This is a genomic window from Paenibacillus sp. JT22N15 (assembly GCF_059383755.1).
Genome location: NZ_JBXENV010000014.1, coordinates 84,793 through 97,370, shown reverse-complemented (window position 1 = coordinate 97,370; position 12,578 = coordinate 84,793). Strand labels below are relative to the sequence as shown.

The 12,578-nt window shown below is 44.6% G+C and carries 10 protein-coding genes; 5 read left to right on the top strand and 5 right to left on the bottom strand.

The features are described 5' to 3' along the window. Positions 1 to 9 precede the first annotated feature (9 nt). From AC50X8_RS24830 to AC50X8_RS24815, 4 genes are read right to left on the bottom strand one after another with little or no spacing between them, the layout of a single operon-like run. Complete coding sequence (locus tag AC50X8_RS24830; protein WP_056033336.1) at positions 10 to 1,101, bottom strand: protein kinase family protein; 1,092 nt, start codon at positions 1,099 to 1,101, stop codon at positions 10 to 12. 5 nt (positions 1,102 to 1,106) lie between these two features. Beyond that, the gene (locus AC50X8_RS24825; RefSeq protein ID WP_063892530.1) at positions 1,107 to 2,363 is read right to left on the bottom strand and encodes a glycosyltransferase family 4 protein; all 1,257 of its coding nucleotides are present in this window, start codon (positions 2,361 to 2,363) and stop codon (positions 1,107 to 1,109) included. A gap of 17 nt (positions 2,364 to 2,380) precedes the next feature. Further along, a complete protein-coding gene (locus AC50X8_RS24820) occupies positions 2,381 to 3,319 on the bottom strand; it encodes an NAD-dependent epimerase/dehydratase family protein (protein WP_056033338.1) in 939 nt (312 codons plus the stop codon). Continuing rightward, on the bottom strand, positions 3,316 to 4,599 hold the full coding sequence (locus tag AC50X8_RS24815) for a UDP-glucose dehydrogenase family protein (RefSeq protein ID WP_494882121.1): 1,284 nt from the start codon (positions 4,597 to 4,599) through the stop codon (positions 3,316 to 3,318). Before AC50X8_RS24815 ends, AC50X8_RS24820 begins: the two co-directional genes overlap by 4 nt. 184 nt (positions 4,600 to 4,783) lie before the next feature. On the opposite strand from AC50X8_RS24815, the gene AC50X8_RS24810 reads away from it, so the two are divergent. Next, entirely contained in the window at positions 4,784 to 5,626 is an 843-nt protein-coding gene (locus AC50X8_RS24810; RefSeq protein ID WP_494882119.1) for a UTP--glucose-1-phosphate uridylyltransferase, read from the top strand. A gap of 146 nt (positions 5,627 to 5,772) precedes the next feature. On the opposite strand, the gene AC50X8_RS24805 is transcribed toward AC50X8_RS24810, so the two are convergent. Then, on the bottom strand, positions 5,773 to 6,105 hold the full coding sequence (locus AC50X8_RS24805; RefSeq protein WP_494862730.1) for a hypothetical protein: 333 nt from the start codon (positions 6,103 to 6,105) through the stop codon (positions 5,773 to 5,775). A gap of 234 nt (positions 6,106 to 6,339) precedes the next feature. Between AC50X8_RS24805 and AC50X8_RS24800 the strand changes: the two genes are divergently transcribed. The 4 genes from AC50X8_RS24800 (at position 6,340) to AC50X8_RS24785 (ending at position 12,555) form a co-directional block, all read left to right on the top strand. Continuing rightward, complete coding sequence (locus AC50X8_RS24800; RefSeq protein ID WP_494862728.1) at positions 6,340 to 7,905, top strand: response regulator transcription factor; 1,566 nt, start codon at positions 6,340 to 6,342, stop codon at positions 7,903 to 7,905. A 14-nt stretch (positions 7,906 to 7,919) separates the two neighbouring features. Further along, positions 7,920 to 9,668: a sensor histidine kinase gene (locus AC50X8_RS24795; protein WP_494862726.1), complete on the top strand. Its 1,749-nt coding sequence runs from the start codon at positions 7,920 to 7,922 to the stop codon at positions 9,666 to 9,668. A 123-nt stretch (positions 9,669 to 9,791) separates the two neighbouring features. Then, positions 9,792 to 11,483, top strand: a complete 1,692-nt coding sequence (locus AC50X8_RS24790) for an ABC transporter substrate-binding protein (protein ID WP_494882117.1) — start codon at positions 9,792 to 9,794, stop codon at positions 11,481 to 11,483. Positions 11,484 to 11,682: 199 nt separating this feature from the next. Further along, positions 11,683 to 12,555: an ABC transporter permease gene (locus AC50X8_RS24785; protein ID WP_155973015.1), complete on the top strand. Its 873-nt coding sequence runs from the start codon at positions 11,683 to 11,685 to the stop codon at positions 12,553 to 12,555. Positions 12,556 to 12,578: the final 23 nt, after the last annotated feature.

Sequence of the window (12,578 nt, the reverse complement as noted above, 5' to 3'; positions counted from 1 at the left end):
TAAGATTGCTTACGACTGTTTGACAATGCTGTCCCACGATGCAAGCATTTGCTGGCGCTCTCGATCAGACGTAATTAATGATTTTAGCTTCTGTATCGTTTGGGGAGCATTCCATTCCGTCCGCTTATTGAAGTATTTGCTGGATAAGCCATAGAAAAGATGAGGGAATAACAGATCCGCATAGATGACGCTGCATTCCTCCGCGCTTAGAGGATGAACCTCACGATAAGCCCGCAGCATGGATATGGCTTTAGCCGAGCTCCATCCATGCTTCTTCATCACCTTGTTGAATATTTTGCGAATATCTCTTGCAGGCAAGTCAAAGGTTAAGGAATCCATATCGATAATGGCAAGCCCTTGCCGGGTCTTAATCAAGTTAGCTGCTGCAAAATCCTGATGGCAAAGGTTTTTTTGCACGGCTACTTTATTAACCCAGTTGGTGTATGGGCTGCTTTGAATCAAATGCAGGGCAGCTTTTCCTTGGTCAATAAATTTGTCCACATGCAGAAGAAACAGCCTCTCAAATTCGCTGCTACTACTACTTCTAATGCTGCTGCTCTTACCGCTTCTACTTCTCTTACTGCTTTTCATGTTTTTAATGCTAATCCTATTGCTATTGCTACTGCTGAGAGCCATTCCCTTGAACCGCTCTAATTGATCGAGATGCTTCGCATAGCCCCGCCCCCAGCTTCCAAGATGCTCCCTTTCATCCGTTGTATAGGCGGATTGAAAACCTCGGGAAGCCATATGAAACTTCCCAAGCTCCTTCATAATGAGAAGGAGATCTCCCGTTACATAGGAGGGCGATACGCCTTCCGCTGCGTCTGACAAGACGTAGCAGCTGCCGCTGCTGTCCTCCGCATAATCGTTTCCATCCGTGGTAGCTACCATGCGAGGGATAGGCGCACCATTTTTCTGCAAATGTCTAATCGCTTGAAGGAGGAAGAGGAGCCGTTGCTTGGAGACGGGCGCCTTCTTCAAAATTTTAGTTCCCGCGCTTGTCGCAAGGCTCCAGGTCGCCTTCTTGCCTTTATCCGAGATGAGCTTAATGCTCTTCACTTGAAGCGGATATTGGGACATCAGTCCAGTTATCGTTTGCATAATCGTTACCTGCCCCTTTGCTGAGTTCGTTTGATGCTAGAGCGGCGCTTGAGTTTTTTGCGAAGAGGCCGCGTGAATCGGCTTTTAAGTTTGGTTATAGTAAGATTTGATAATGGGGTAGGCTCGCTTCTGTAAGCATCCATGTAAATTTTATTTAAACGATCTGCAACATGCTTGAATGTGAAAAATCCTTCGACCATTTCCCTGCCTCTGAATGCCATCGTCCTGGCTTCATCCCTATAAGTAAGCATATAGTTAATGGCATCGGCAAATGAGTCTGCGCTGGTATAGGTTCGAACAATATAGCCATTGCGCTTATGTTGAACGACTTCGGCATTGCCGCCACGATCGGTTGTAATGACGGGGATTCCGGCGGCCATCGCTTCGTAGTGCACACGAGCTAGCGGTTCCTGCCATTGGGAGCTGCAAACAAATACGTCGCCCATGGAAAAATAATTTTGGATTTCGTCAGCTTGAACGAATTTGGTGAAGATGACTCTGCTGCGATAAGGCTCAGCCAGCTTCAGTAACCATTGTCCATAGTCATCAATAGTGTTATCACTGAACCATTTGCCGCCGACAATAACAAGGACCGCATCCGGATGCTCATCAAGGACACGGTCCATTGCCTGAATGAGCAGGTGAGGTCCTTTCTTGACGCTGAGCCGTCCAACAAACAAAATAACTTTCTTGTTCTGGACGCCATATCTTTCCCGCATTTGATTGCGTAATTGCAAGCCGCGGGAGGTCCAAATGGGATGGTAAGAATTAGGGTCAATTCCGGAGAAAATCGGTTCGGTTTTATCCTCTGCAGCGGGAACGCGCCTAGTAATCGTTGATTTAATATATTTGCTTACCGTCGTTATTTTGTGTACATATTCCACGCAAAGCTCGGCGTCAATATCGGATATTTTGTTGGGCTCAAACATTTCGTTATGCAGGCTGACGACAAAACGGCTAGTCGGGGAGGCTTCCTTATAAATAACGACGTTTTTAGGACGATTAAATACATGAACGACATCATAGGCGTGCTCCCTCAATGAACCCGCAACATCTTCAACGTAGCTATCTCTAGGAAAGCGGATATATTTAATATCACCACGCGTCTCCCTGTCTGGCAGCGCAGCATCGGTAATGGAGTAGATCGTTAATTGATGGTTCTGTGATAAAAAGGGAGATACTCCGTCCATCATAATTTGGATGGCTCCCCCTCTCACAGCGGGAGAAGGGAGCTTTTCCGTACATATGAATGCCAGTCTCATAAGGAGACAGCCTCCTGTCATTTATAAAAATCGATAAAATATTCGAGCTCCTTGGCTAAGCCGGCCTCCAAGCTGATTTTGGGCTCGTATTGCAATAGCCGTTTGGCTTTGGATATATCGGCCCAAGTGTGCATGGGCTCGCCGTGCATGCTGCCGCTAGGGGTAATTACCGGTTTTTTTCCAGTCAAAGTCTCCAGGGCTCGAATAACCTGTATGATAGCTGCCCGTTCTTTACCGCCGATGTTAATGGTTTCTCCTACGACATGGGGGGCGTCAGCTACAGCAGCGATAGCTTCTACGCAATCACTGATATACGTGAAATCCCGGGTTTGCGAGCCGTCGCCAAATAAAGTAATCGGATCATTCGCCAGCAGCTGTTTAATAAAACGATGAAACGCCATATCTGAGCGTTGACGAGGCCCATATACAGTGAAAAAGCGTAAAATAACGACGGGAACATTTTTGCTATAAACTCGGCATAAATGCTCGCCTGTCAGCTTGCTGACACCGTAGGGGGCGAGAGGAGCAAGCGGCGTGTCCTCAGATACTTGACCCGTCGTCTCTCCATAGACGGAAGAGGTGGACGCGAATACAAATTTTTTAATCGATGATTGACGGCAAGCTTCAAGGAGCTGCTGAGTAGCAAGAATGTTAGATTCGACGTAGCTGCTGAAATCAGCTCCCCAGCTGGAGCGAACGCCCGGTATGCCAGCCAAATGATAAATGATATCCACATCGTTAAGCAGTGTTTTCCAGTCCAAATGAAGCATATTGGCGGTAATCATGTTGAATCGCGGGTGATGAAGAAAGCTGTCCATGTTTTTAGTGCCAATCAGGTGCAATTCTTCACGAACGAATGCGTCAACGCCGATCACTTCATGCTCGCCGCTTGCCAGCAAATATTCGCATAAATGAGATCCGATGAAGCCGGCAGCGCCAGTTACGAGGATTTTCATGGGCGACCAACTCCGATGTAAGCAAAGCCTTGCAATTCCAGATTTTTTTTGTCCAAAACATTTCGTCCGTCTACAATAACAGGCTGCCTCATTAACGTTTTGACCTTATGCCAATCGGCTTCCAGAAAGGAGCTCCAAGCTGTGGCGACTACCAGCACATCCGCTTGCTCCACGGCAACATAAGGACTGGAGCACCAAATAACGGAGGGAAGCTCGGGCGTTGCAAGCGGGTCGTAAGCATATACCGTATATCCTCTGTGCGTCAGCTTCTTCATTAAAGCGATGGATTGGGAATAGCGAATATCGTCTGTGTTTTCTTTAAAGGTTGCCCCCCATACGGCAATTCGCGGTTTTTCGGACCCTTCGCCTAAAGCATGGGTTATTTTATTCAGGTAAATGTCTATTTGTGAACGATTGATTTTCTTGACAGCCTGCAGCAGATCAAGCTTAACGCCTTTAGAGGCCGCCACAAAATCAAGGGCATTCACATCTTTAGGAAAGCACGAGCCGCCGTAGCCGAGGCCGGCTTGCAGAAATCTGCCTCCGATCCGTTCATCAAGACCAATGCCCTGCGATACCTCCGTAATGTCGGCACTGTAGGCCTCGCAAATCCGAGATATTTCATTAATGAAGGAAATTTTAGTGGCGAGGAAAGCATTGGATGCGTATTTGATCAGCTCGGCCTCCATTCGGTTCGTTAGCAAAAACGTGGTTTGAAGGGAAGCATACATTTCCTGGACCTTCATTGCAGGTTCTTTTCTCTTAGCGCCAATCACGATACGATCAGGGTGAACGGTATCCTCGATAGCGGTTCCTTCCCTAAGAAATTCAGGGTTCGAGACGATATCAAATAAGTCGGGGCGAGTCCCGTGCTGCTGGAGCTCCTCTTCAACCCAATCAGCCGTGCCGGGTGGCACGGTACTTTTCATAATAATAATTTTGTGCGTATGAATCGTTTCCGCAATAGCGGTGATGACATGCTTTACATATTTCATATCGGCGCTGCCATCCTTCGCTGAAGGGGTCCCAACTGCAATCATAATGACAGGACAATGAGCCATATGCTTTTTGCTGTCCGTATCAAAAAAAAGCGTTCCCCGCTGCTGATTGTCCGTAATCAGCTCGGCCAGCCCAGGCTCGTAAATCGGAATAATCCCTTTCCGCAGCTTCGCAATTTTATCCGTATCAACATCCGTACAAAATACGGTATGACCCATATCTGCCAGAACAGCCGCTGTTGTCAAACCAACGTAGCCTGCTCCTACAACACAAATTTCCATTCCTATCGCTCCTCTCGAATCTACTACTACTACTAAAATATTGATTTTTGTTAAGAATGGTCACGGCTGCTGCATCTATTAAATCAAGGGGGGTCTATTGAAATGGGTTACCGCATTTGCCTTATTTTCATAGAGGACAAGCTTCAAAATCGATTTTCGCTAATATGCTGTTACTATATATTGGATGAAATTCCAATGGGAGTGGGTGATATTAGTGGTATTTAAAGCGATTATTCCTGCGGCGGGATACGGGACTCGCAACTTGCCGATTACTAAAGCGATTCCAAAGGAAATGTTCCCTATTAACAGCCGCCCTGTCATTGACTATATTGTTCAGGAAGCGATCGATGCTGGGATCAAAGAAATTTTAATTATTCTCTCGCGCAATAAGACAGAGATTATGGATTATTTTGATCGCTCCATTGAGCTGGAATGGTTTTTAAACACACATCAGAAAAGCAATATGCTTCAAGGAATTGAGCCGCCGAAGGTCAGTTTTCAATATGTAAGACAGCCGCAGGCTCTAGGACTTGGCCAAGCTGTTCAGTTGGGACAAACATTCGCAGGGGACGATCCTTTTGTTGTTTTGCTGCCGGATCAGCTTTGCTTGAGGAAACCCCCTCCGCTGCGCAAAATGATTAAGCTGTACGAGCAGTTCAAGCACCCGGTTATCGGACTGCAGTCGGTGGAGAGGGAGCTGCTGCAAAACTATGGGGTCATTTCTGGAAAGCAGATTCAAGCCGGGGTATATCGACTTAATTCTATTGTCGAGAAACCCAAAATGAACCCGCCATCCCATATTGCGGTCATGGGCAGATATATTTTGACATCTAAAATATTTGCCGCTCTTGATCAATTGAATGCCGAAAGCGGGGTGGAGCTTCAGCTAACGGATGCGCTGAACGTTCTGTGCCAGCAGGATGAAGCGTATGGCTATGTTTTTAAGGAGAAATGGTATGATACTAGTATTGAAAGCGAGTATATTAATGCCCAGCGTTGTGCATACAGAATGAATAAGCAGACTTAAAGGAATGGGGAAGAACCTTCAAACGACGATGAAGCTCGTTTAAGGTTCTCTTTGCTCTCTTTTTTTCTGTTTTTTTGCGTAGACAAAAAGAGTCGCCTTCAGAAGAAGGCGACAGTCGGTACTTAGTACGTGAATGGTTTAGCTGCTTACTCGTAATCGTCGTCCGAGTTTCTATCGAATTGCTCAGCCCGTTTGCAGTTATCATGCGAGCGGTGATGTTGACCATGCGAACGATGGCCATGTGAACGATGACCATGTGAACGATGACCATGGCAATTGTCATGTGAACGATCCCCGCCCGTGCGGTTACCACGGGAACGATTGCCACCAGTGCGATTGCCACCAGTGCGATTGCCACCAGTGCGATTGCCGCCTGTACGGCTACCTCCCGTACGGCTGCCGCCAGTGCGATTGCCGCCCGTACGGTTACCACCTCTATGATTGCCGCAAGAGCAGGAGGATGAATTGAAGTTTGACATATGCAAACCCCCTTTCTCGTATATGCTACAATATATGACCGCAATCTATTATTTGTAACGAGGCATTTGATTGTTTTCATAGTCTACATACAGGAGCCGAACTCGAAAGCGGACTTTTGAAGCATACCGGGAGAAAGAGAACTTAAGACACGTGTTCTCAAGCAATGGACTAGTATCTTAAGCATGGTATCATAGGATAAAACGGACGGCTGCACATTAGGAGGAGGATCAGCTATGTATAAGGTGTTAATTGTGGATGACGAAATATTTGTGCGAAAGGGTCTGATCAATTTAATGAATTGGGCCGCAATGCAATTCGAAATATGCGGAGAAGCAGAGAACGGGAAGCAAGCGATTAAGCTAATTGAACGACTGAATCCTGATCTGGTTATTGTTGATATCAGAATGCCTATGCTGGATGGTCTCGAACTGATCAAGCATGTGAAGGAGGAGGGGGATCACCAGCCGTTATTTATTATTATAAGCGGCCATCATGATTTCACTTATGCGCAGCAAGCCTTGCGCTACAATGTGTCGGATTATATTTTGAAGCCAGTTGACAAGAAAGAGCTGGGTTCCACTTTGAAAAAGGTGGAAAATACACTGAATCAAATGCAGCTTTTGTCATATACAGGAGAAAAACCGCTTGCTCAGACCATAATCGCAACTTTGCTGCAGACAGAGCCCAACGAGCAGGTTATTCAGCAGATTTCCCATATATTGAAGCTTCCAGCCTCCTCTCCTTATACGTATGTAATTGCAGAAATACAGGATATGCAGACGTCGGGATCATTCGATTATTTACCGGCCATGCAGACAGCGCTTCAGCGGTATATGCAGCGCGAAGGGACGCTTCCGCTCGTTCATGTGCGCGAGAACAATCAGTATGGACTTATTGTCCCACAAGCATGGCTAATGCAATTGGGCGATAACGAGAATACGGCTTATGCATGGCTGCTGGATATGCTGGAGAAAGAGCTGGGAACTACGATAAGTTTATTCATCGGAAGCAGGGAGGAGCATCTTAAGCGCATTGACCAATCTGGGAGCAGCGCGGGCCAATGCTTGAATTACCGTTTTGCTGCAGGCTCGCGCGGTATTATAATGGCATCCGAGATGCTCCCGCTGTCCTTATATTATTTTGACGTAGATGAAGAATTGCACAGCAAATTGATTACCGAGATGGAAGAGAATGTGCGTGAGGGCTATGAGGCTGTCATCCATACTATTTTTAATCAATTTCAGGAATTGCGTTTTGCTCCAGACGCAGTCGCCAATACCATCAGACGGAGCATTATTGCGGTCATAAACACCATCAGACAATTTGAAGGGGACGAGAAGGAACTGCTGCTGCTGAATGAACTGCTGGATTGGCCAAACAAATACCGCAACCTGAATCAGCTTCGGCATATATGCTTGCGTTTTATAGAAGAATCGGCTGGCTATATTGCCGCAAAGCGAAGTGAAAAAGGAAAGGGCAGCATTGAAAAAATAAAAAAATATATTGATGCTAATTTTACGGAAAATATAAATCTGAAAGGAATCGCAGCAAAATTTTATATGAATCCTGTTTATCTCGGCCAGCTCTTTCGCAAAAGCTATGGCATGTATTTTAATGAGTATTTGCTTTCACTGCGCATTGAAGAAGCCAAGCGGCTGCTGCGGCAAACGAACAACCGTATGTATAAAATCGCAGAGCTGGTTGGATTTCCGAATTCAGATTACTTTGCAACACAATTTGAAAAATTGGAAAAGATGACTCCGACAGATTATCGCAATAAGATCATTGGCAGAAAATAAGGAGGCTATGCGGGGTGTTCAAATTTAGTCTGCATCATTTGAAGCTGCGAAACAAGCTGATTTTCATCTATATCGTCTGCGTATTTATCCCCATTGTGCTGACGAACATTATGTTTTACAACGTCATGACCAATAAAATTAAAAATCAGAAAAAAGCAGACGCAGATCTGGCGATTACGCAGTTGAAAAAAGAACTTGGCGTTGCCATTGATGATGCGGCAGGCATTACCTATTTGTATTCCATTGATAAATCGCTCATCCATCATCTGAATACAGAATATAAAACCTACGATCAATATATCGAGTCGCTCGCGTCGATTTCCAACATTTTCAATCGTTCTGACAAGGAATATAAAATGTTGAGCTCGGCTGTAATCATGAGTGACAATCCGACTATTTTAGTCTCTGGCAATATAGTCAGACTTGATGAGGCAATCCTGGCCAGCGACTGGTATCAGCATGTGGAATATTACAACAATACGTATCCGTTTTTACATGTAACGCCGGACAAAATCAGTGTCATCCAGAAAATATCAGATCAGCGTTATCAAGCCTACGAGCATATGATAAAGATTGATCTAAACATGGAGTACATTGCTCAATTAATAGCATTGTCCAGCTTTGAGGGTGATATTTATATTTTGGACCCAAGCGGTCAGGTTCGCTACAGCCATCTGGTTAACGGGCAGTTGGGCGGCCAACTAACAGCAGGCGGTGGATTAACGGTCAATGAGATTAATAAGCCGGATAAACCAATTGTCATCCAAAAGCAATATCATGACAGACGCTATATGGAAGGCTGGACGTTATATGGTGTAATGGATGAAAAGAAGATGCTGTATGAGGTGCGGCAGTCAGGCCAATTTATTCTGTGGTTCGCAATCATAAATTTCCTTGTCCCTACCCTCATCATTATGATGGTATCCCGTTCCATCCATACACGAATAAAAGATATTTTAGTGCACATGAAGTCAGTGAGGAATAAAACGATTGGAAGAATCCCCTATAATCGGGAAAGGGATGAGATAGGCGAGCTTGCTGTTGAATTTAATCGGATGAGCGAGCGAATAGAAAATTTAATTAATGATGTTTATGTAGCGGATATTCAAAAAAAAGAGCTGGAAATACGTCAAAGACAGGCACAGCTTCATGCGCTGCACAGCCAAATCAATCCTCATTTTTTGTTTAATGCACTGGAAACGGTCCGTATGCGAAGCCTGATGAAGGGAGAATCAGAAACGGCCAACACCATTCATAATATGGCTAAAATATTTCGCAAGTCGATTTCGTGGAAGCGCAGCTTCGTTACGATACGTGATGAACTGGAATTGATTGAAAGCTTCTTGGAAATCCAAAAGTATCGGTTTGACAATAAGCTTCAGTTTCAAATTGCTGTTGAACAATCCTTATTGGAATACGAAATACCGAAGATGACTTTGTTGCCATTCGTAGAAAATGCCAGCATTCACGGCATTGAAAGCAGTCCCGGAATAGGCTTTATTACCATTCAAATTGGACAAGATAAGGGACGAATATTATTTGTTATTGCCGACAATGGCGGCGGCATGAGCGAAGAAAAATTGGAGGAGCTGCATCATTACTTTTCCGAGGATGTTACAATGGGCGATTCAGTAGGCATGAAAAATGTGTTAACACGTTTGAAACTTTGCTACGGCGATGCGTTTGATTATACGATTAACAGTCATGCGGGGAAAGGCACACGTATTATGTTGCGCTTGCCAATGGGAAATGCAAGTCATTAAATCAGCCTATTAGATCCTTTACTTTACGAAGAATATTCTAAGGTTTGCGGTGTAACATTGCGCCCTCATTTCTTTTATAATGAAAGTGCTTACATTTATTGTGGCAAGAAAGGGGACAAAGTTATGATCAACAAGAAATGGCTAAAGACAAGTATGGCAATTATAATGGCTTCGGCAATGCTTATTGCAGGCTGCAGTAATGATGGAGAAAAGAACGCTGGAAACAAGGAGGCAGGTAAGGCGGAGGGCTCCGAAGTAAGTACAGAGCCGGTGACCTTTACTTACTTTGGCTTCGGTTCGAACAAGGATGTGCTTGCCAGCGACACGACCATTGGCAAGGTGCTTCAACAACAAACAGGTGTAGACTGGAAGATGGAATTTGTCGTCGGCGATGCGAGCACAAAATCTGGCGTTATGATTGCCGGAGGAGAATATCCCGACGTCATATCACCAGTTGCGGAGCTTGAAAAGCTGATTGATGCAGGAGCGCTTATTCCGTTAAATGATTTAATCGAGGAGCATGCCCCGAACATTAAGCGGGTATATGGCGATTACATGGATAAAATCAAGAGCGAGGACGGAAATATTTATATTCTTCCATATACCGCCAATGTCAACGGATATTTGACTGAGCCGGACGTTGGGCAAGGCGCTTTCTGGATTCAGCGCCGCGTATTGAAGGAATTTGGCTACCCAGAAGTGAAGACACTCGATCAATATTTTGAGCTGATTGAGAAATATCAAGCCAAATATCCTCCGATGGACGGTAAAAGTACAATCGGATTCATAACATCCGCTGGTGTGTCAGGTGATTTCTACTCGATTACGAACGTGCCTATGCATTTAGCCGGATATCCAAACGACGGCAACGTAATGGTTGATATGAACACCCATGAAGCTAAAGTTTATGCAGCCTCGGATTACGAGAAGAAATGGCTGACTGCCTTGAACGATATAAACAGCAAAGGCTTGCTTGATCCAGAGACCTTTACAGCTAACAAGGACCAGTATCTTGCAAAGCTTACTTCCGGTCGTGTACTTGGATATTTCAACTATGGGTGGCAGACAGGAGATGCTACTAACAACCTTAAAGCTGCTGGCAATGACGATCTTCGTTATGTAGGGCTCCCAATCGTTTTCGACGAAAGTATTAAAGATGCTTACATCGATCCGCCTGCATTTGTCAACAATCGCGGGATCGGGATTTCCGTTAGTGCAAAGGACCCTGTCCGTATTATTAAATATTGGGACAACCTGTTGACCGAAGAAAATCAGAAGCTGGTTCAATGGGGGCAAGAAGGTGAAACCTATTCCGTGAATGAAGAAGGCCGCTTCGTAATGGATAAGGAACAGCTTGCCAATCGTAATGACAATGAGTTTAAACGTTCCTACGGATGGGCGTATTTTGATTATGAATGGCCGCGTTATGGCAGCAACTCTATATTTGAGGATGGCAATTCCTACACTGTAGGCAATCAGCCCGAAGTAGCGGCCGCGAATTATACAGAAGGTGATCTGTTATTGCTTGATGCCTATCATGTGGAAACCTTCTCCAAAATGTTTGCGCAGCCGGTAGAACGACCATGGTATCCTGCGTGGAGTATTTTGAAAGAGCAAGGCTCTCCCGAACAGATTTTCAATCAAAAATCCGAAGATTTGCAAAAGAAATACTATCCGAAACTGGTGTTTGCATCTAAGTCAGCTTATGAATCCATCTGGAATGAGTATGTGAAAGAATTTGGCAAGCTGGACGTTGCTGGCTTTGAAGCATTTATTACAAACAAGGTGAAGGAACGTGTTGCAGGTAATTGGTAAGCTTGTTAGGTATCGAATATGAGATGAGGCTAGGAAAAGGTGGGGTTAACTCCGCCTTTTTATTCCAAAATTTTGTATTATTAGAAATTTATATATAAAGGAGACATCTGGAGTGGGGAAACAGACTGAGCTAATTGTAGCAACGGCTACTGGCCGCTTGCACAAAACAAACTTATTGAAAAGACTATCCAAGCAGAAAATGCTAATGCTGATGTCTTTGCCATTTTTAGCTTGGGTCATTTTATTCAAGTACGTTCCGCTTTGGGGCTGGACGATCGCTTTTCAAAAGTTCAAGCCGGCTAAGGATATTTTTGATCAAACCTGGGTAGGGCTTGATAACTTCACGTTTTTATTTAAAGAAGAGGCCTTTTATCTCGTACTGCGCAACACGATTGTTATGAGTTCCATTAATCTCGTATTAGGATTTTTAACAGCCATTGTATTAGCACTGCTGCTTAATGAGCTGCGCAGCGTTTATTTCAAAAGAACGGTGCAAACGATTAGCTATTTACCCCATTTTATTTCCTGGGTTGTTGCGGCAAACATTGTGCAAACCGCACTTTCTCCCGAAGGTATTGTCAACATCCTGCTGCTGAAGCTGCAGCTGATTGACCAGCCTATTCTCTGGTTAGGTAAAGGAGAATATTTCTGGGGCATTCTTGGGGTATCTGAAATTTGGAAAAATGTAGGCTGGAACACCATCATCTATCTCGCTGCCATTTTAACGATTGACCCTGCGCAATATGAAGCGGCAGAAATGGATGGAGCATCACGTTTTCAGCGTATTTGGCATATTACGCTTCCTGGCATGAGACCGGTTATTGTCATTTTATTAATTATGAATCTTGGATTTATTCTTGAATCCGGATTTGAGCCGCAATACTTGCTCGGCAATAGCATGAACGTGGACTATTCAGAAAATCTTGATATATTCGTTTTGAAATATGGCATGCAGATGAATAACTATGGTTTGGCAACTGCAGCCGGTATGTTTAAAACGGTTGTCAGCTTTATCTTTCTGATCGCAGCGAACCATATTGCGAAACGGTTGGGTCAAAGCAGGCTCTACTAATCATGTGCAAGGAGGCGATCACT